Raw genomic sequence first — 20285 nt, 5'->3', positions numbered from 1 at the left:
TTATTTTACTTCAATTAACTGATTCGATTTCGCATAGTACAGGTAGGCCTTAACATTGCGATAGCCCAGATTCTCCAGATTCTTTTTGTAGTTGTCTACTTGATATTTGTGGCCGACGTAGTCGGTCTGCGTGAACTTAAAATCGAGCACGATGGTCTCTTCCTTGGAAGTAAAGACTTTGTCCGGCCGGATGGTCTCACCTTCGGAGGTAATAATGCTGGCTTCATTCCAGATTTTATACTTTCCGGTGAGCCAACCGTTGATGATCGGGTGATGCCAGATTTGGTTGATCTCCTGCATCAGGAAAGGTTCGTCCTCTTTCGAGAGGACACCCGCCTGAATGAATTGATGCACGAGTTTGGGGATGTCCTTCTCTTTGGAGATCTGAGACATAATCTCATGTGCCAATATACCATACTGAGCTGCTTTTTCAAGCATCATGATGTCATTGACACTGCGGGTACTGGATTTTTCCAGCGCCATTTCCAGTGCTCTGGAAATCGGATAGGATTCCAACGACACAATCTGCTCGTCGGCGCTGTCTTTTTTTTCGCGCCTGATGACCTGATCGATATGAAGCGCCGCGTCGGTCAGGGGAAAGGGAGATTCAGGAGAGTCGAGTACCTGGTACAATATATCGCTGATATACTCATTTTTGAGGTCGTAACCTGTGATTTCTCCCGTTTTTTTGTCCACCGATTCTTTAAACGCCGGGGCAGTAATATACAGGTGTTCAACCGCGCGCGTGGTGGCCACATAAAATGTATTGAGTGCATCCATATAGTTGAATAACATCTCCTCAAAATACTGTTTGAAAAACAGGGATTTGCCGACTGTGGATGTATACTTTATCGGGATTTTGCCCAACTGCGCAAAAGGTGTATCCCATGTGTCGATCCAGAAGTCCCCATTAATCATTCCGTCCAGATCCCAGGAGCAAAAGGGCAGCATGACGACATCATAAGCAAGCCCCTTGGATTTGTGTATGGTACTTACCTCGATGGCGTTGATGTCACCATTAGAGGGTAGAACAGCACGGTTTCCATCTTCTTCCCAGAATTCCAGGAACTGGACAATTCCGCGCTCGCCGTTGGCTGAAAATGCTGAAATCATATCCTTGAATGCCAGAAGGTAGGGAAGGTGTATGTTGTGGGCTGAGGTGAGTCCATAGATTTCAATGAGCTTTTCGATCAAGTGCACCAGCGGTTGTTTTTGCCAACTTTCCCAGGAATCAATCAGAGGCTGAGGCAGAAAACCGTCCAGCGCCCGGATGTCGTTGGCGGCAAATCTCAGCCAGGCTTCCTGTGGCAGTACCTTTTGCTGAATGGTCTGGTACAGGTAGACCATTTTTGCTTTATGGATGCTATGCTTGTCTGAGTTATATACCAGCGCCTTCAGCGTTTCGACCAGCAAGAGCACCGCATCGTTGCTGGCCAGAGACAGGGCATCACCAGATATCACTTCCAGCGATAGCTGATGCTCTTTTTTGAAATCCATCAGCTTTTGGATCACCAGTCTTGCCTGGGCGTTGCTACGCACGAGGATGCCGATCTGCCCAGCCTCGTATCGTTGCGTCAGAAGCCATTCCCTTATTTTTTCGCAGAGCATCTGCAGGGATTGCTCCACGACCTGGTTTCTGCGGTAGCGGCCATCGGCCACAGGAAGGTATGCGATTTCGATGGAGCCCAGCTTATCGGCTCGGTTTTTCTTGTGTTCCGGTATTTCCTGCTGACTGTTTTGATAGGCCTGTACGAGCATGCTGTCATTGCCTGAGCTGCTCCACCAGTCCTTGCCAGCCTGGTCTAGGCTCTCATATACTTTTTCGTTGAGCAGCAGCTGCAGCTGTCCGGGAATCGTGCTGAACAGGTAATTGTTGAGCGTAATGATGTTCGGCAGGCTTCTGAAGTTTGTATCGAGGCTGCCATTTTCAACAATGGCAGATTTGGTGTGATCGGCGAGGTGAAAAGCTGCACCAATTTGCTGTTCGACCTGCTGCAGCAAAATCCGCCAGTCCCCATTGCGCCAGCGGTAGATACTCTGTTTGACATCGCCGACGATCAGGTGCTCACTTAGGCTGCCTGTGGCATCAGCGAGAGCGTTGATCAATAGAGGACTGTAGTTTTTCCACTGGATACGGGAGGTATCCTGAAACTCATCAAACAGAAAGTAATTAAAGCGGTTTCCAATTTTCTCCCAGATAAAGGTGGGGTCGCTGTTTTCGTCAAGGCCGAGTTTGTTCAATAATAGCTGAGAGTCTGAAATAAGCTGGGCACCGTTGTCCTTGCGCCATTGGGTCAGTAGATCGCTCATCTCTTTAAGCAGACGTAAGTAATAGAGGTTGTTCTGTACAGCTTGGTAGGCGATAAATGCAGGCAGGCTTTCCTGTAAAGTCTGAAAAGACTGCAGAATCGGAGTGAAGGCTGCCATCAGGTCATAACGGACATTTTTGTCGCTGTCGGTAAACTCATTTTCGTTGTCGATTAACTGTACATATTTATCTAAGAGCTTGGCGATTTCCGAAGCACTGAGTTTATCCACATTCTTGTTGACCTTACTGGCTGAGAAGAGCTTATTGCGCGATTTTCCTTTAAGTTCACTTTCTGTTAGGTTAAACTTTTTGAAGGTTTCCCCAAACGTTTCGATACTCAAGGATAGAGCTTCAGTGTATGCACGTATCTTCTGGTCGATCTCCTGATTCAGCAGATTGAAAACTTCCCTGGGATTGGCGGAGTTGATATATCCATCAAATTCCTGAAAGTTTTCGGAGAAGATCAGACTGGCCAGTCCCATTAACTGTTGGCGATAGTTCCAGTTTTCGTTTTTCGCTATCTTTTTCTCCGCGTAGGCGATGATCCAATCCAGAAGATCGGGGCGTTCGTCCAGGAGCTGGTTGAGCATGATGGTCAGATCCTTTTTCACTTTGTTGACATTCATCTCAATTTTATATGCAGCGTCCAGATTGAGCTCATAGGTAAACGCGCGAATCACTTTTTGGGAGAATCCGTCAATCGTGCTGATCGTAAAATGGCTATAATCATGTAATATCCGACGGTATACACGAAATGATTTTTCCTGGATCAAGTATGAGTTCCAGTCTGGGTACCGCTGCAAGAGAAGCTTTCTGAAATCTTCGATTTTAGCCGATGTGTCTCCCGTCGCCAGACCGTGGAGAACCGAGAGGATGCGTTCTTTCATTTCGGCGGTAGCCTTATTGGTGAAGGTGACGGCGAGAATCTCCCTGTAGCTATTTTCATTGGATAGCAATAAGCTCAGGTAATGCAAGGTTAAGCTAAAAGTTTTTCCCGAACCAGCCGAAGCTTTTAGTATTTTTAATGGCGCGACAGATTTCATGGAATGAAGGTAGAAAGTAAAAAGTGAATTGGCAAGTGCCGTGGATAAATGATGGGTTACTGCTTTGGTATCCTGAAAATTAGCATATTTTGTTTTCGTTTTTTCTTTTAAATGCTTATCTTTGCGTCCCCTCTAGCATGAAGCTCGGGGGATATGTTGAATACATAAAATAAAATTAAAAAATGGCAACTAAAATCAGATTGCAAAGACACGGTAAAAAAGGACGTCCTTTTTACCATGTAGTCGTAGCGGATTCTCGCGCTCCTCGTGACGGTAAATTCATCGAACGTATTGGTTCTTACAACCCAAACACAAATCCTGCAACTATCGTTCTGGATTTTGAGAAAGCTTTGGATTGGATGAATAAAGGTGCACAACCTACTGATACTGCACGTGCTATCCTTTCTTACAAAGGTGTTCTTTACAAAAAACACTTGCAAGGTGGTGTGAAAAAAGGTGCTTTTGATGAAGCTGCTGCTGAAGCTAAATTCAATGCTTGGGTTGAAGCTCAGGAAGCTAAAATCTCTGGTAAAAAAGATGGTTTAGCTCAATCTAAAGCAGAAGCGAAGAAAGCTGCTTTGGCTGCTGAAGCAAAGAAAAAAGAAGAAATTGCTGCTGCTGTAGCTGCTAAAAATGCTCCTGTAGCAGAAGAGCCTGCGGCAGAGGAAGCTGAAGCTCCAGCATCAGAAGAAACTGAAGGTTAATTCTTTCATAAAGTATTCGAGAAAGCCGACTCAATCCTGAGCCGGCTTTTTTTACTCATATTAAATACGCTAATGACTGTAGATCAAAGTTTTTATATTGGCTATATCAGCAAGACGCGTGGTCTCAAAGGTGAGATGCAGCTGTTTTTCGAATTTGAAGACTACGAAATTCTGGATATGGATGTCCTTTTTTTGGAAGTGAACAAAAAGCTTGTTCCGTATTTTATCGACACGATAAAATTGCAGAAAAATAGTACAGCATATGTAACATTCGAAGATGTCGACCATATTGACAAAGCGCAGCCTCTCGTTCGTAAGAAGGTATATCTACCCAATGAAAAGATGCCAGAGCGTGATCCGGATGATTTTCGATATACGGACTTAATCGGCTTTTTGGTGATAGACGAAAATCATGGTGAACTGGGCGAAATTATTGACGTACAGGAATTTCCACAGCAGTTTGTCGCTACCGTAGATATGGACGGTAAGGAACTGATGTTTCCGTTGTCTGATGATCTCATTTTGGGGATAGATGGGGAGGAAGAAATTATAGAGGTCAACCTGCCGGAAGGGTTAATCGATCTGTACAACGAATAGAGCAGTAGCGGATTGTACTGTCGACTTTGTTGCTATTTTTTATGGATTTTCGAAAAATAGTTTTGTGTTTTGATTTTTTAAAACGATATTAGCATCGCTTATAGAGAAAGGCCGAGGGACTAGACCCAATGAAGCCTTAGCAACCTGTATTATTCAAGGTGCTAAATTCTACCCTACTCCATGTGGGAAAGATAAGTTACATGCCGATAAATACTCCCGGATCCGTGCGTTTCGATGTAAGCCAACCAAAACTAAAAACAGATTTTTAATGAAGATTATCGACCATATCCAGAACGCAAAAGGAAAGACACTGTTTTCTTTTGAGCTATTACCTCCGGCAAAAGGCCAAGGAATCCAGAGTATTTTTAAAACGATGGATGAGCTGATGGAATTCAAGCCACCTTTTATTGACGTCACCTATCATCGGGAGGATTATATCTACAAAGAACATGCTAGTGGCTTGCTGGAGAGAGTCTCTTATCGCAAACGTCCCGGCACAGTGGCCATATGTGCGGCCATTATGAACAAATATAAGGTGGACGCTGTTCCGCATCTGATCTGTGGTGGTTTCACAAAAGAAGAGACCGAAAATGCGCTGATCGACCTCAATTTTCTGGGTATAGATAATGTTTTGGTACTCCGGGGCGATGCGCGCAAAGGGGATGCAGACTTTATACCGACGGAAGGCGGACACGCTTTTGCTACCGATTTGTTGCAGCAGGTGGTGGATATGAACAAGGGCAAATATCTCCACGAGGATATTGTAACCTCCGAAAAGACCGATTTCTGTATCGGTGTGGCCGGATATCCCGAGAAACATTTTGAATCTCCCAACTTTAATACCGACTTTAAGTACCTGAAACAGAAAATTGATATGGGTGCCGAGTTTATCGTTACCCAGATGTTTTTTAACGTTGATAAGTATAAAGAATTTGTGATCAAATGCCGGGATAATGGCATTCATGTACCTATTATTCCGGGCCTCAAGCCGTTGACCACCAAAAAGCAGCTAGTTACCCTGCCCCGCATTTTCCATTTGGACATTCCCGAAGAACTGAGCGATGCGGTTGCGGCCTGTAAAACAAATGCCGATGTCAGACAGGTAGGCGAGGAATGGCTGGTGCAGCAGTGCCAGGAACTGATTAAATTTGGCGCCCCAGTGCTGCATTTCTACACCATGAGTAATCCCGGACCGACAAAGAAAATTGTAGAAAAGCTGGCTTAATTCTGGTAGCGACAGGTTGCTAAGCTATCTACCAGGTGCCTTCGCCGGTGGTCTATGCTGTTAAATTGTGTTAATTAACACTTTTAACTCGAGATTACTTTATAATTTACGTACCGAAAAAGGAGTATAAAATTTTGAACCAATTGACACCTTATGACGTACAATAGATTAAACTCGATCTTCGGCTGTGCCTGTGGCCTTGTTGCTACATTTGTCTATATCGCAACGGCCGAAAAAACGGTAAGCTGGTGGGACTGCGGTGAATTTATTGCCTGTGCTTACAAGCTTGAAATAGCCCATCAGCCCGGAGCACCGCTCTTCCTTCTCATCCAGAACATATTTTCAAACCTGGCACTAGGCAACGCTGGCAAAATCGCCTACTGGATGAACATCGGTTCGGCATGCTGTAGCGGCCTGACTGTGGCATTTTTGTTCTGGACAATAACTGCTTTGGTGAAGAAAGTGCTCAAGCGGGCAGAGCAGTCACCCTTGGCTTACTTTGCACAAGTTTTTGGAGCTGGGGCTATCGGAGCTATGGCTTTCAGTTTCAGTGATACGTTTTGGTACTCGGCTGTTGAATCTGAGGTATATGCCATGTCTTCACTATGTACGGCAGTGGTCTTCTGGGCGATACTCAAGTGGGAAGTGCGTGCCGATCAGGCCGGAAGTGACCGTTGGCTGATTTTTATCGCTTTTGTGATGGGGCTGTCGATCGGAGTCCACCTGTTAAATCTGCTGGCTATTCCAGCCATCGCCATGGTCATCTACTTTAGGAGGGCCAAAGAAATTAGCCCGAAAGGTATTTTTAAGGCCTTGCTTATAGGCATTCTGGCTTTGGGGATGATCCTTTGGGGTGTGATCCAATGGCTGGTGGGCGTCGCTTCAAAGTTAGATCTCCTGTTTGTGAACTCACTGGGATTGGGCTTTGGCTCGGGTATTTCCTTTCTCTGTATTCTATTGATCACAGGTTTGGTATATGGTCTGTATTATTCACATAAAAGACAAAAATATACCTTAAATACCACCATATTGGCCCTGTGCTTCGTGCTGTTTGGGTATAGTTCCTATACTATGGTCCTGATCCGGGGCAAAGCGAACCCATCGCTGAACAATAATGCACCAGACAATGTCTTTTCTTTTTTAGGTTATCTGGAACGGGAGCAGTATGTCAAGGAACCGCTGCTAAAAGGTCCGTACTATGATTCCCAGGTAGTCGCTGTCAAAAACAAGGCGGGCTATCGGAAAGATGAGTCCAGCTATAGCCCGTTTACACGGATAGACAAATATGAATACGACCGGGAAACTTTCTTCCCCCGCATCTATAGCCAAGATGCCAGCCATAGGGCGTATTACCGCAGTTATCTTCAGCTGAAAGAGGGCGAAAAACCACAGTTTTCGGATAATTTTAAGTTTTTCTTCAACTTCCAGCTGGGAGAAATGTATGCCAGATACTTTTTATGGAATTTTGTGGGCAGACAAAACGATAAGCAGGGATATGGAACTTATACGGAGGGAAACTGGCTATCTGGCATCAAAGCTGTGGATCAGTGGCGTCTGGGAGGGCAGTACAATCTTCCAAAGTCACAGGAGCATGACCCCAGCCGAAATACCTATTTTTTCTTGCCTTTGCTGCTCGGAATAGCAGGAGCCGTCTGGCTATACCGAAATAATAAGCCGTATACATTGGTGCTTACGTTGTTATTTACGTTTACAGGCCTTGCGATCGTCGTTTATCTCAATCAGACGCCGTTGCAGCCGCGGGAACGCGATTATGCGTATGCAGGGTCATTTTATGTATTTGCCATCTGGATTGGTCTGGGGCTAATTGCCATAGTACGCTTTCTGAAGCGTTTTGCGCAGATGCGGTATGCGCTGATCACAGGTTTATCTTTTGCTTTATTGGCTGGCCCGGTGATCATGGCTTATCAAAACTGGGATGATCACAACCGCTCAGAAAAATCGCTGGCGCGGGACGTGGCACGCAACTATCTGGAGAGCTGCGAGCCTAATGCCATTTTGTTTACCTATGGCGATCACGATACTTTTCCGCTATGGTATCTGCAGGAAGTGGAAGGTGTACGCAGGGATGTACGCATCGTCGTGCTGAGCTACCTGAGCGGAGACTGGTATATGCAGCAGGCAAAAAAGTCCACCTATCAGGCTGCCGGTCTTCCGCTGACGATTCCTGCGGAGAAAACGAAGAAGGGCGTCCGCGACTACATTCCTTTTATTGACCGGCAACTGACGGAAGCTGTGGATGTCAGCCAGCTGCTGCAGTTTGTCACTTCCGACGATTCGGCTTACCAAGTGCAGCTGACCTCCGGAGAGCTGGCTAACTATTTTCCTACCAAAAAACTGCGGCTGACGGTTGATAAGCAGGCCGTACTTCTGAACAAAGCAGTTCCCACAGCGTTCGAACAGGCCATTGTACCAGCCATGGAGTGGGAAATTCCCACAGATTACTTGAGCAGATCAGAGCTCACCTTACTTTCCGTACTGGAAAATAACCATTGGGACAGACCGATTTATTTTTCCAATATGCTTCCCGGCGACAGCAAGTTGGGATTGGATAAGTATCTTGTGAATGAGGGGTTTGTGTCGAGATTGATGCCTGTCGCAGCGGCAGATAACGACCGGGAGAGCGGGACCACCAGTCAATTGGTGAATGTCGATGCGCTTTATCATAATATCATGAATACCTACCGCTGGGGGAATAGTAAAAATGCCAGCTATTTGGACACAGATTCTTTCCGTTTTGCCAGCATGTACGCCAGAGATATTTTTGGAAAAACGGCCCGCTTACTTTTAGCAAAGGGGCGGGTAAAGGCCGCCGGGGAGGTGGCTAAGAAAGCCTATGATCAGTTGCCAGACCAGGTGTATGCCATGTCTGACGCCATAAATTATGCCGATATTATTGATAGCTTGTACCGTTCGGGGCAGCATCAGCTCGCGGGAAAGATGCTTGACCGCAATCTGGACTATGTCGCCGACAATATGGAATATCTGCATCAGCTGCAGATGGAGAAAAAGAACTTGAGCTTTGAATGGAACGACATCCAGACTGGAGTGGATTCTGTGGACCGCTACCGGGATATTTTGCTTGAAGCAAATGATGCGGACCGGCTGGCACGGGTTGAGACGCTCCGGCGCCAGTATGAACAATGGTATGGTTTAACAGAGTGAGGATAGCAAACCGGAGGCTCACATACTGAAAAAGAAAAGAGCAGTCCAGATGGTTGGACTGCTCTTGTTGTTTCTACTTCGGTAACGTTATGCGTTTTTTTTCACCTCTTTACCCCATGAATCTTTGAGTGTGACTGTCCGGTTGAAAACCAAATGGTCTGGAGTCGCATGGGTATCCAGCGTGAAGTAACCTAGTCGTATGAACTGGTATCCTCTTCCCGGTATGGCGTTCGCCAGATCGGGCTCTATGTAGGCGCGTTCGACGATTTGCAAGCTGCCGGGATTAATGGAATCTTTAAAATTCTCGGCGGCCGCTGGATTTTCGTCGTTGAACAGCCTGTCGTATAGCCGCACTTCTGCTTGTTTAGCGTGAGCTGCGGAAATCCAGTGGATCGTCCCTTTGACTTTCAGCCCAGATGTATCTTCGCCCGACTTGGAGTTGGGTACATAGGTACAGTGCACTTCGGTGATCTGACCGTTGTCATCTTTCACAAAATCGTGGCAGGTGACGATATAAGCATGTTTCAGGCGTACAGATAGGCCCGGACCCAAACGGAAGAATTTTTTCGGCGCATTTTCCATAAAATCTTCGCGCTCTATCCAGAGTTCTCTAGAGAAAGGAATCTCCCGGGATCCCTCACCACCTTCAACTTCTGGATTGTTCTCACCGATAAGCTGTTCGACCTGACCCTCGGGATAGTTTGTGATGATCAGCTTGATCGGGTCAAGTACAGCCATCCGGCGCCAGGCTGTCTTATTGAGGTCTTCGCGGATGCAAAACTCCAATAAACTGACGTCTATCATATTTTCGCGCTTTTGCACACCGATTTTCTCGCAAAAGTTGCGGATACTGGCCGGTGTATATCCCCTACGTCTCAATCCCGAAATCGTCGGCATACGCGGGTCGTCCCAGCTTTCAACGATCTTATCATTGACCAGCTGAAGCAGTTTGCGTTTGCTCATAACGGTATAGGTCATGTTGAGTCTTGCAAATTCGTACTGTTTTGATGGGAAAATTTCTAATTTTTCGATGCACCAGTCGTACAAAGGGCGATGCGGAATGAACTCAAGCGTACAGATGGAATGCGTGATTTGCTCAATGGAATCTGACTGTCCATGCGCAAAATCATACATTGGATAAATACACCATTTATCGCCCGTGCGGTGATGATGAGCATGCTTAATGCGGTACAATAAAGGGTCCCGCATATGCATATTTGGACTGGCCAGATCAATTTTTGCACGGAGTACTTTCTCTCCGTCCTTATATTTTCCGGCGCGCATATCTGCAAACAATGTCAGATTTTCTTCGATAGACCGGTTACGGTAGGGCGTCGGAACGCCGGGCTCGGTAGGAGTGCCCTTTGCTGCTGCAATTTCCTCGGCTGTGCTATCATCAACATAGGCCAGACCTTTTTTGATCAGCTCCACGGCGTAACCATATAAGGTCTCAAAGTAATCTGAAGTATAGAGTTCCTGTGCCCACTGGAAACCAAGCCATTGAATATCTTTTTTGATGCTTTCAACGTATTCGGTATCCTCAGTGACAGGGTTAGTGTCATCAAAACGTAGATTAGTCTTGCCATTATACTGCTGTGCTAATCCAAAATTCAAGCAGATGGATTTGGCGTGACCAATGTGGAGGTAACCATTTGGTTCAGGAGGAAAACGTGTCAAAACACGTCCGCCATGCTTTCCTGTACGAAGATCTTCTTCGACAATTTCCTCGATAAAATTTAATGATTTTTCTTCACTCATAATACAAAGTTAGTTATTAGAAGTGAGATATTAGCTAGATCGCCACAGATATTCGACGTCTATAGAAGGCTGTAAACAGCGAAAAGTGGAGGATGTGAACAGGGGGAGTTGGACTGGTCCCTACGGGAATAAAAAAGGGACGAAATTTTCGTCCCTTTGACCGATTTTACTATTTGTAAGCGAACACCTTTCCGAGGGATTCATTGCTTGTAAAAGTACAATTTTGATTGATCAGTTCACCGGTACCGATATTGATTACCATTCCGTGTACAGCAAGTGGCTGACCATTTTTCCACGCATTTTGGATAATCGATGTGGAGCAAAGATTAAAGACCTGTTCTTTAACGTTCAGTTCAACCAGGCGGTCTGTTTTCTTTTCGGTATCCTCAATACTGTCGATCTCTTCGCTATGCAGACGATATACATCTTTAATGTGGCAAAGCCAGTTGTCGATGATACCGAATTGGCTGCTGCTCAAAGATGCGGCAACACCGCCACAGCCGTAGTGCCCTGCAACGATAACCTGTTTTACCTTCAGCACATTGACCGCATAGTCGAGTACGCTGAGCAAGCTCATGTCCGAGTGGATAACCATGTTGGCAATATTGCGGTGAACAAAGACTTCTCCCGGTTTTTTGCCTGTCAACTCGTTTGCCGGCACGCGGCTATCCGCACAGCCAATCCACAGAACTTCGGGGCTTTGACCTTTTGCCAACTGCTGGAAGCGTCCTGTGGTATCATTTTTCACAAATTCCATCCAGTCTTGGTTTCCTTTGATAATGTTGTCGAATCCTGCTTTTAAATCTTTATTTTCCATATTTTTTTATATCCTTTGCTGCTCTAGAGCTTTTATTTTGATTTTATAATAGTACAAATTTCTAAAATTATTGTTCATTTCGAACAGTTTATTTTTTATAAACGACCTGCAAAAGTTCGATTTCCTTACCTTTGCTTTTGGCGTTCTGTTCGAAGTCTTTGATGACTTCAATGACATCCTTGTCTATGAATTTACTGAATGTCCCATCAATACGGATCTTACTGACTGATTTGGGCAGGCTATACAGCTTTTGCTGAATTGGAACCTTATTCAGAAATGAGACTTCCTCTGCCAGTGTGATGACGGCCTTATCTTCCTCATTATCCTTTTCGAGGTTATACTTAAAAGCATTTTTCATATTTGCCTTTAAGATATAGAAGGTCGCTACGACAATACCGATACCCACACCCATCAGGAGGTCTGTCAGCACGACAGCCACAATGGTGACGAAGAATGGAATAAACTGATCCAGACCTTTTCTGTACATGGAGGTAAACAGGCTTGGTTTGGCCAGCTTATATCCTGTGTGCAATAGGATTGCTGCCAGGCAGGCCAGAGGGATCATGTTTAATAAGGTGGGGATTGCCAATATCGCAACGATGAGCCACATACCGTGCAACATAGCCGATTGTCTTGTTTTGGCGCCGGCATTGACATTTGCCGACGAGCGGACGATAACCGAAGTCAACGGCAAACCGCCCAGGAGCCCGCTGGTCATATTGCCCACACCCTGCGCAATGAGCTCACGGTTGGTCGGCGTGTTGCGCTTATAGGGGTCTATTTTGTCTACAGCTTCGATACTAAGGAGGGTTTCGAGGCTGGCAATAATGGCAATCGTAAATGCCACGATCCACACATCTTTGTTGACAATCTGAGTGAAATCCGGCAAGGTGAATAGGCCCGTAAATTCAGCAAAGGAGCCAACGATGGGGACCACTACAAACTGTTTGTCATGCAGCTGAAAAGAAGAGCCCTGAAAGAAATAAGCTAGAATGACACCTACAATGACCACAACCAGTGGTGCCGGTACTTTGTTGAGTTTCGGAATGGCCGGCCAGAAAATCAAGATCGCCAGTGACAGTGCACATATAATGAATGCGCCAAAGTTGATAGCGGATACCAATGTATCGAAGTACGCGCCGATGCCGTGTCCATTGTCTAATTCAAAAGCATGGGTTTCCACCAATCCCAGTGCGAGAGGGATCTGCTTCATAATGATTGTGATACCGATTGCGGCCAGCATACCCACGATAACTGCTGAAGGGAAGTAGTTTCCGATCATGCCAGCCTTGAGTATACCCAAAATCACCTGTAGCACACCCGCGATGACGACCGCGAGCAAGAAAGTTTCATAGGCCCCCAGGCTCTGTATAGCTCCGAGTACGATAACCGTAAGCCCAGCGGCTGGTCCGCTCACACTTAATGGTGATTTACTGATTGAAGCGACGACGATTCCACCAATTACACCAGTCAATAATCCTGCAAACAATGGCGCACCTGAGGCCATTGCAATTCCCAAACATAATGGAAGTGCCACCAAAAACACCACAACACTAGCTGGGAAATCATATTTTAAGTCTCTTTTCGAAAGTTTCAGAAAAGCAGACGTACGAGTTCCAAACATAAAATTCGTGTTTATCTGTTAAACAAATCTTTATGAAGCATGCTGCGACAGTTATGGATAGGTGCCAAAGCGTTCCCTTCCGACGTCGACTGTAGGCAGTATGTTCAGTAAAAAAGTCAATAAAAAACCGCACAGGCTGGGATTCAGCTTGCGGATGAAGTCATACATCCCTAATGGGACGTATAGTTTTAACAGTTAGGAGGCGGAGTTGGAACCGTAGGATGGAAAGCTAAAATGCTTTTCTCGTTTTTTAGATAGTTTTTCTGTTTTCCTTGGTTCTCAACGAGGATACTTTCAAAAACAATAGGGTCGTCTGTTTTTGTATTGAAGAATTTTGAGGCCGTTTCAAGCGTGTCGCTGCTTGCGCCATTGTTGTTCTCGATTTCAAGCTGCAAAACAACCTGTAAGATGGTATTTTGATCTAAACTGTTCGAAAAAATAGGCGAAATAGATATGGCCATCTTTGTGAAAAAGATGATCGCACAAATGAATGCGGCCACAAATCTAAATCTCTTATTTAACATTTTTTATTACCTTTATCTTAATTGTTTTACATCGTAAAAATAGCAATTCTATGTTAATTTCAAATTAAAAGTGCGAAAAAAATGCATTTTGGCACGAAATTGTGACGAAAAGATTATTTTTTGGTAAGTTTTGAATCAAATTTATAATACATACATTTTAAGCCTTTTCTCATGGCAAATAAAGAACAATTTATTGAGAAGGTTCAAGCTTCTTATAACCCCAAAGGGGCGTTTATATACTTAGGTGCCGGAATTCTGAACGGCGAAATCCTGGCGGAGGCGAAAGTGAACCTAGCCTTGAAAATGATGAACCGTCACGGCTTGATCGCAGGAGCAACAGGAACTGGTAAAACGCGGACATTGCAGCTCATAGCCGAGCAGCTGTCGGACGCCGCGGTGCCCGTATTCATGCTCGATGTCAAGGGAGATCTCTCTGGTCTTGCGGTTCCAGGCGTAAGCAATCAGGCCCTCATTGACCGTGGGAATGCTGTAGGCGTGCCCTTTGTACCTTCGAGCTTTCCTGTTGAGCTCTATTCGCTGTCAGGCAATAAGGGCATTCCGATGCGGATTACTGTGGAGGATTTTGGCCCTGTTTTGCTGGGTAGAATTTTAGAGCTGAACGAAACGCAGACAGGGGTACTGGCAGCGATGTTTAAATACGCACAGGATCATCAGATGCCGCTGATCGACTTTGACGATACCAAGAAGCTGTTGACCTATCTTTCGGATGGTCCGGGAAGTGAGGAAATCAAAAACGATTACGGTAAGATCAGCTCGGCGAGCTCGGGAACTATTCTCCGTAAGATTGTTGCATTGGAACAGCAGGGATTGGCGCACATCTTTGGCGAAAAGGAATTTGATATTAACGATTTATTCCAGAAAGTGGATGGCAAAGGTGTGATCAGCTTATTGAATATTTCGGATGTGCAGGACCAGCCTGTGCTCTACTCAACGTTTTTGCTGAGTTTGTTGGCGCAGCTTTTCAAAAATATGCCGGAGGTAGGCGATCCTGATAAACCCAAATTGGTCTTTTTCTTTGACGAAGCCCATCTGCTCTTCAATGGAGCATCGAAAGCGTTCTTGACGCAGGTGGATCAGATTATCCGCTTGATCCGTTCTAAAGGAATCGGCGTATTTTTCTGCACCCAGTCTCCGACGGATGTTCCTGAATCGGTGTTGGCGCAATTAGGAAACCGTGTGCAACATGCTTTGCGGGCCTTTACTCCCAATGATGCCGAAAACCTGAAGAAAACAGTAAAGACCTATCCGAAATCAGATTTTTATGAGATCGACCAGATCCTGACTTCCTTAGGTACGGGACAGGCGCTGATCACGGTACTGAACGATAAGGGAATTCCGACTGAAGTCGTAGCGACCCACCTTGTAGCCGCCCGTGCAGTGATGGGGCCCGCAGATGACGCGACGATCCAGCAGATCATCAATCAGTCTGACCTGCGCATGAAGTATCTGGAGAGGCTGGAAAATCGTTCTGCGGCAGAAATTATCGATGAGAAAATGCAAGTTGTAGCACAGGAAGAGCGGCGTGCGGCTGCCGAAAAAGAAGCCGCTAAGGCGAGCAGGTCCACTTCGAGAAGACAGACTCCGCTGGAGGCTGCGCAGCGGACGGCGACGACGACGCTCGCAAGAGAAGGCGTAAAGCTGCTGGGTAAACTTGCCACTGGCTTACTAAATGCATTTTTAAAAAAGAAATAACAGAAAATTCATGTTTTACGTCTTCAGATAAACCCAGTTTGGCTGCGGCAAGGGAATGTGTCCATTTGCTTTTACAGGCAATTTTAGCTAAGTTTGCGGACGAAAAGAAAGTTCTATTAACGCAATTTAAATATGAGTAAACCAACCCTTTTGATTTTGGCAGCAGGAATGGCTAGCCGGTATGGTTCTTTAAAACAAGTAGATGGTTTTGGCCCACACGGTGAGACAATTATTGACTATTCCATCTATGATGCCATTCGTGCAGGATTTGGAAAAGTTGTTTTCATTATCCGCGAAGAATTTCTGGATAAAATGAAAGAAGTTTTTGATAAAAAATTGGAAGGTAAAATTGAGGTAGACTACGCTTTTCAAGATTTTGATTTAACGAAGTTCGGTGTCAGTCATGTCATCGAGAGAACCAAACCCTGGGGTACTGCACATGCTGTCATGAGCGCAAAAGATAAGGTAAAGGAGCCTTTCTGCGTCATCAATGCTGACGATTTCTACGGATCAGATTCTTTTGAAAAAATGGCCCGGTTTTTAACTACCGAAGTCTCTGACGAGCAGATGTCCTTGATGGGCTTTCAGGTAGGTAATACCATGTCCGACTACGGCTATGTCTCCCGCGGTGTCTGTGAAGTTAGCCCTACAGGGCATATGGAAAGTGTCACGGAGCGCACTAATATCTATTATAAAGGCGAAGGTGACAGCCGCAGGATTGTGTATGAAGAGAACGGCGTTGAATACGACCTCGATCCTCAGACGCGTGTTTCAATGAACTTCTGGGGTTTTACACCCAAAATTTTCGAAGTGGCACAATCCATGTTTCCGGCATTTGTGGAAGAGAATAAAGAAAATCCAAAAGCCGAATTCTTTATTCCTTCTGTTCCGGATTATATGGTAAAACATAAAATGGCGGATTTCAAGGTAATCCCAACCTCATCCAAATGGTTTGGCGTTACATACAAAGAAGATAAACCCATCGTTCAGGAATCAATTTCCAAATTGGTTGCCGACGGGGTGTATCCCGAAAAGTTATTTTAAGAGCTAAAAGAAATAGCTTATATTGAACCTGTATTGTGTAGGCAATGCAGGTTTTTTTTTTGAAGACGAAGGAAACCTGGGGCTGCCTGTGGTAATTTCGCTAATAGCTTGTTTACATGAAAAGATTGCTTAAAGTGTTAGGGTATATTATTTTAGGAATTATTGGTTTTTGCGTTTTATATCTCGTAGCGGAATACAGCTTGTCGAGGCTTGCTGCCGCTCGTATCGATGCCGCTGCTGACCGCAGTATTCAGGTATATGTGAAATCCAATGGCGTTCACACCGATGTGGTAGTGCCTGTGCTGTCCGCCGAGATGGACTGGTCTACCTTATTCCCTTATGCCAACACGCGGGGAAAAAAAACAGATTATCACTATGTGGGCATAGGCTGGGGCGACAAGGGCTTCTATCTGGAGACACCAGAATGGAAGGATCTGAAAGCTTCGACAGCTTTTACTGCTGCTTTCGGTCTTGGCGAGTCTGCCATCCATGTGACATATTATCGGGCCATTCAGGAAAATGACCTATGTTTTGGCTATAAAATAAGTCCACAGCAGTATCGTGCATTGATACAGTATATACACGAGTCGCTGGATCTGCACGAGGGGCATCCTATCTTGGTCGAAACGAATGCCCAATATGATGATGCGGATGCGTTTTATGAAGCTAAGGGCGCTTACAGTATGTTTTATTCCTGTAATACCTGGACCAATAACGCTTTGAAGAAAGCCGGTATGCCTGCCGGTATATGGGCGACATTGGACAAAGGCATATTGAGCCACTATAGAAAAAAATAAGGAAATAAAAAAAGCTCCGGGCCAACGGCCGGAGCTTTTCCTTTTCTGATCAGCGAACTTATTTCACTTCTTCGTAATCCACGTCAGTGACATCATCACCGCCCTGGTTTCCGCCTTGCGCCTGGCCGGCATCTCCCTGTGGCTGTTGTGCGCCACCTTGTGAAGCAGCGTACATTTCTTCTGAAGCGGCATTCCATGCATTTTGCAATTCTGCAGAAGCTGCATCGATATCAGCGAAGTTTTTCGCTTCATATGCTGCTTTTAACTTAGTTAAGCCAGCTTCGATAGGCGCTTTTTTATCTGCTGAAATTTTATCGCCGTATTCTTTCAATTGTTTTTCAGTTGAGAAGATCAGCGCGTCAGCTGCATTAATTTTGTCAGCTTCCTCTTTCATTTTTTTATCTGCATCCGCATTTGCTTCAGCTTCCTCTTTCATGCGTTTGATTTCTTCGTCAGAAAGACCTGAAGAAGCTTCAATACGGATGTTTTGCTCTTTACCAGTCGCTTTATCTTTTGCTGATACTTTGATGATACCATTGGCATCGATGTCAAAAGTAACTTCGATTTGCGGAACGCCACGTGGTGCTGGTGGAATATCGTTCAAGTGGAAGCGGCCGATGGTACGGTTTTGGTTTGCCATTGGACGTTCACCTTGTAAGATATGGATCTCCACAGAAGGCTGATTGTCTGATGCTGTAGAGAATGTTTCTGATTTTTTGGTCGGAATCGTTGTATTGGCCTCGATCAGTTTGGTCATTACGCCACCCATGGTCTCAATACCCAACGAAAGTGGGGTAACATCCAATAACAAGACATCTTTTACTTCACCAGTCAATACACCACCTTGGATAGCTGCCCCTAGAGCGACCACTTCGTCTGGGTTTACACCTTTAGAAGGCTCTTTTCCAAAGAAGTTTTTCACGGCATCAACGATAGCAGGTATACGTGTCGAACCACCCACAAGGATAATTTCGTCGATATCTGATTTGCTGAAACCGGCATTTTTCAATGCAGATTCACAAGGTGCAATCGTTCTTTGAATTAGATCTGCTGCCAAAGCCTCAAATTTAGCGCGTGACAATGTACGGACTAAGTGTTTTGGTCCAGTTGCGTCAGCAGTGATGTATGGTAAATTGATTTCTGTTGATGTTGCGCTTGACAATTCAATTTTCGCTTTTTCAGCAGCTTCTTTCAAACGTTGCAATGCCATAGGATCTTTTTTCAGATCAAAGCCATTGTTGTCGTTTTTAAACTCTTCATTTAACCAGTTAATGATCACGTTGTCAAAGTCGTCACCACCTAAGTGTGTATCACCGTCGGTTGATTTTACTTCAAATACACCATCACCTAATTCCAATACTGAAACGTCATGTGTACCACCACCACAGTCAAATACGACAATTTTCATGTCTTTGTGTGCCTTATCAAGGCCGTAAGCCAATGCTGCAGCAGTAGGTTCGTTGATGATACGTTTGACAGAGAGTCCGGCGATCTCACCAGCTTCTTTAGTGGCTTGACGTTGCGCGTCGTTGAAGTATGCAGGAACGGTAATTACTGCTTCAGTCACTTCCTGACCCAAGAAATCTTCAGCTGTTTTCTTCATTTTTTGAAGAATCATAGCAGAAATTTCTTGTGGAGTATATTTGCGGTCGTCAATTTCTACGCGTGGCGTATTGTTGTCGCCCTTAACGACTTTGTAAGGAACATGTTCAGCTTCTTTGACTGATTCGTCGTATGAAAGACCCATAAAACGTTTGATAGAATAAATCGTCTTATGTGGGTTGGTAATTGCCTGACGTTTGGCTGGGTCACCAACTTTACGCTCTCCACCTTCTACGAAAGCTACGATTGAAGGCGTGGTACGTTTACCTTCGTTATTCGTAATTACTACAGGCTCGTTACCTTCCATTACGGCAACACATGAGTTTGTAGTACCTAAGTCAATTCCTATAATTTTAGACATATCTTGTATTTTAATTTTTTACTAAAACAAATTCTATCATCTATTATCAACCCTTATGCCAATCGAAATGTTTTGTAAAAAAATCACTATTTGTCATCAATTTGTCCTGATGTACTGCCAAACTGACATTTTCAGTAGACCAGTTGTTCCAATATCCGCTTTTTGGCGGATTCATTCTGTCGATTGCGTGGCATATATCTGCCAAAGAGATCGGTAAATTCGGTAAACTTCATCTTTTTGGATTTCTTGTCGCGCCAGTCTGATGGAACCGGGTTATTGGTATAAGCCACATTGGTGGCCCAGTATTGGATATGCATTTCGGGGATGACCAAGCCTAGTATCATGCCCGGAAGGCCATGTGTCAGTGCCGGTCCGGCAGATACCGGGATCTCTTCGGTATAATAGGCAATAAGATAAAGGGAGTCTTTGGTCGCGCCGTTCACTCGGCGGCAGTTGATCCCTGCGATATTGCGGAATTCTTCGGTGAAACGCCATGTGATACTATCCAGCGTTTCTGAGAGGAGGTATTTTTCATCTACATCCAGTTGGATATCGGCCGTCCCCGCTTTTAGATCCTGATACAGCACTTTGGCATTGCGGCTGCTGCGTCCGCCATACATGCCCCAAGCACCACCGCCACGTACAGAACCACGGTTTCTGTTGCCGCGAGCAGAATTTGCTGCACCCGTCGTTGTCCGCATTTTGCTGCTCGTATTTTGCTTTTCTTCGCCGGTATTGTCATCCTGCAGCAGCACGGTCGAATTTTCGTCGAAATACAGGTTTAGCTTTTCCGTCTGGGATTCGGGAATATTATCCATATAATCCAGCATCATGCCGCCGCGCATTCCTGAATTCCTGTCGCTGGACAGCTCCCGTATGCGGGCCTTGGTGTACATCACCTTATCAAAACTTATCGTACCGCGACTGCCAAAATAGGCGTATTGTGCCTGTAGAGATCGTACAGACAGACAACATAGTATCATGA

The 20285-nt window shown here is 45.2% G+C and carries 14 protein-coding genes and 1 riboswitch; of the genes, 7 read left to right on the top strand and 7 right to left on the bottom strand.

The window, feature by feature from the left end:
- Entirely contained in the window at nt 1–3351 is a 3351-nt protein-coding gene (locus K7A41_RS14240) for a UvrD-helicase domain-containing protein (protein WP_265714220.1), read from the bottom strand.
- A 182-nt stretch (nt 3352–3533) separates the two neighbouring features.
- Here K7A41_RS14240 and K7A41_RS14235 point away from each other — a divergent pair, with 182 nt between their 5' ends.
- The 4 genes from K7A41_RS14235 (at nt 3534) to K7A41_RS14220 (ending at nt 9060) form a co-directional block, all read left to right on the top strand.
- The gene (locus tag K7A41_RS14235) at nt 3534–4055 is read left to right on the top strand and encodes a 30S ribosomal protein S16 (RefSeq protein ID WP_265714219.1); all 522 of its coding nucleotides are present in this window, start codon (nt 3534–3536) and stop codon (nt 4053–4055) included.
- 72 nt (nt 4056–4127) lie between these two features.
- Nucleotides 4128–4652 carry a ribosome maturation factor RimM gene (gene rimM, locus K7A41_RS14230; RefSeq protein ID WP_028071838.1) on the top strand — a complete coding sequence of 175 codons (525 nt, stop codon included), beginning with the start codon at nt 4128–4130 and terminating at the stop codon, nt 4650–4652.
- A 95-nt stretch (nt 4653–4747) separates the two neighbouring features.
- Nucleotides 4748–4850, top strand: a riboswitch (SAM riboswitch).
- Nucleotides 4851–4920: 70 nt separating this feature from the next.
- Nucleotides 4921–5877 carry a methylenetetrahydrofolate reductase gene (locus K7A41_RS14225; RefSeq protein ID WP_028071839.1) on the top strand — a complete coding sequence of 319 codons (957 nt, stop codon included), beginning with the start codon at nt 4921–4923 and terminating at the stop codon, nt 5875–5877.
- A 153-nt stretch (nt 5878–6030) separates the two neighbouring features.
- Entirely contained in the window at nt 6031–9060 is a 3030-nt protein-coding gene (locus K7A41_RS14220) for a protein O-mannosyl-transferase family (RefSeq protein WP_265714218.1), read from the top strand.
- Nucleotides 9061–9147: 87 nt separating this feature from the next.
- Here the strand turns inward: K7A41_RS14220 and K7A41_RS14215 are convergent, their stop codons facing one another.
- The 4 genes from K7A41_RS14215 to K7A41_RS14200 all read right to left on the bottom strand — a co-directional run bounded on the left by K7A41_RS14215 (nt 9148) and on the right by K7A41_RS14200 (nt 13783).
- Nucleotides 9148–10818, bottom strand: coding sequence for a glutamine--tRNA ligase/YqeY domain fusion protein (locus K7A41_RS14215; RefSeq protein WP_265714217.1), 1671 nt, complete (start codon nt 10816–10818; stop codon nt 9148–9150).
- A 169-nt stretch (nt 10819–10987) separates the two neighbouring features.
- Nucleotides 10988–11635: a carbonic anhydrase gene (locus K7A41_RS14210; RefSeq protein WP_265714216.1), complete on the bottom strand. Its 648-nt coding sequence runs from the start codon at nt 11633–11635 to the stop codon at nt 10988–10990.
- A gap of 88 nt (nt 11636–11723) precedes the next feature.
- Nucleotides 11724–13259, bottom strand: coding sequence for a SulP family inorganic anion transporter (locus K7A41_RS14205; RefSeq protein WP_265714215.1), 1536 nt, complete (start codon nt 13257–13259; stop codon nt 11724–11726).
- A 188-nt stretch (nt 13260–13447) separates the two neighbouring features.
- The gene (locus K7A41_RS14200; protein WP_232048665.1) at nt 13448–13783 is read right to left on the bottom strand and encodes a hypothetical protein; all 336 of its coding nucleotides are present in this window, start codon (nt 13781–13783) and stop codon (nt 13448–13450) included.
- A 171-nt stretch (nt 13784–13954) separates the two neighbouring features.
- Here K7A41_RS14200 and K7A41_RS14195 point away from each other — a divergent pair, with 171 nt between their 5' ends.
- The 3 genes from K7A41_RS14195 to K7A41_RS14185 all read left to right on the top strand — a co-directional run bounded on the left by K7A41_RS14195 (nt 13955) and on the right by K7A41_RS14185 (nt 17337).
- Nucleotides 13955–15496, top strand: a complete 1542-nt coding sequence (locus tag K7A41_RS14195; RefSeq protein ID WP_265714214.1) for a helicase HerA-like domain-containing protein — start codon at nt 13955–13957, stop codon at nt 15494–15496.
- Between the two features lie 132 nt (nt 15497–15628).
- A complete protein-coding gene (locus K7A41_RS14190) occupies nt 15629–16540 on the top strand; it encodes a sugar phosphate nucleotidyltransferase (RefSeq protein WP_265714213.1) in 912 nt (303 codons plus the stop codon).
- 116 nt (nt 16541–16656) lie between these two features.
- Entirely contained in the window at nt 16657–17337 is a 681-nt protein-coding gene (locus K7A41_RS14185) for a TIGR02117 family protein (RefSeq protein WP_265714212.1), read from the top strand.
- Nucleotides 17338–17395: 58 nt separating this feature from the next.
- Here the strand turns inward: K7A41_RS14185 and dnaK are convergent, their stop codons facing one another.
- Complete coding sequence (gene dnaK, locus K7A41_RS14180; protein WP_028071847.1) at nt 17396–19300, bottom strand: molecular chaperone DnaK; 1905 nt, start codon at nt 19298–19300, stop codon at nt 17396–17398.
- A 131-nt stretch (nt 19301–19431) separates the two neighbouring features.
- On the bottom strand, nt 19432–20283 hold the full coding sequence (locus K7A41_RS14175; protein WP_265714211.1) for a GLPGLI family protein: 852 nt from the start codon (nt 20281–20283) through the stop codon (nt 19432–19434).
- Nucleotides 20284–20285 lie beyond the last annotated feature (2 nt).

Source organism: Sphingobacterium sp. InxBP1 (assembly GCF_026191775.1).
In the GTDB taxonomy this organism is placed as follows: Bacteria; Bacteroidota; Bacteroidia; order Sphingobacteriales; family Sphingobacteriaceae; genus Sphingobacterium; species Sphingobacterium thalpophilum.
Note: the sequence above shows the minus strand (reverse complement) of the source record. Positions and strands in the feature narration are given on the sequence as shown.

What these genes read in the sequence shown, in the direction of transcription:
- K7A41_RS14240 (WP_265714220.1), bottom strand. Translation starts at nt 3,351, where the DNA reads ATGAAATCTGTCGCGCCATTAAAAATACTAAAAGCTTCGGCTGGTTCG.
- K7A41_RS14235 (WP_265714219.1), top strand. Translation starts at nt 3,534, where the DNA reads ATGGCAACTAAAATCAGATTGCAAAGACACGGTAAAAAAGGACGTCCT.
- rimM (WP_028071838.1), top strand. Translation starts at nt 4,128, where the DNA reads ATGACTGTAGATCAAAGTTTTTATATTGGCTATATCAGCAAGACGCGT.
- K7A41_RS14225 (WP_028071839.1), top strand. Translation starts at nt 4,921, where the DNA reads ATGAAGATTATCGACCATATCCAGAACGCAAAAGGAAAGACACTGTTT.
- K7A41_RS14220 (WP_265714218.1), top strand. Translation starts at nt 6,031, where the DNA reads ATGACGTACAATAGATTAAACTCGATCTTCGGCTGTGCCTGTGGCCTT.
- K7A41_RS14215 (WP_265714217.1), bottom strand. Translation starts at nt 10,818, where the DNA reads ATGAGTGAAGAAAAATCATTAAATTTTATCGAGGAAATTGTCGAAGAA.
- K7A41_RS14210 (WP_265714216.1), bottom strand. Translation starts at nt 11,635, where the DNA reads ATGGAAAATAAAGATTTAAAAGCAGGATTCGACAACATTATCAAAGGA.
- K7A41_RS14205 (WP_265714215.1), bottom strand. Translation starts at nt 13,259, where the DNA reads ATGTTTGGAACTCGTACGTCTGCTTTTCTGAAACTTTCGAAAAGAGAC.
- K7A41_RS14200 (WP_232048665.1), bottom strand. Translation starts at nt 13,783, where the DNA reads ATGTTAAATAAGAGATTTAGATTTGTGGCCGCATTCATTTGTGCGATC.
- K7A41_RS14195 (WP_265714214.1), top strand. Translation starts at nt 13,955, where the DNA reads ATGGCAAATAAAGAACAATTTATTGAGAAGGTTCAAGCTTCTTATAAC.
- K7A41_RS14190 (WP_265714213.1), top strand. Translation starts at nt 15,629, where the DNA reads ATGAGTAAACCAACCCTTTTGATTTTGGCAGCAGGAATGGCTAGCCGG.
- K7A41_RS14185 (WP_265714212.1), top strand. Translation starts at nt 16,657, where the DNA reads ATGAAAAGATTGCTTAAAGTGTTAGGGTATATTATTTTAGGAATTATT.
- dnaK (WP_028071847.1), bottom strand. Translation starts at nt 19,300, where the DNA reads ATGTCTAAAATTATAGGAATTGACTTAGGTACTACAAACTCATGTGTT.
- K7A41_RS14175 (WP_265714211.1), bottom strand. Translation starts at nt 20,283, where the DNA reads ATGATACTATGTTGTCTGTCTGTACGATCTCTACAGGCACAATACGCC.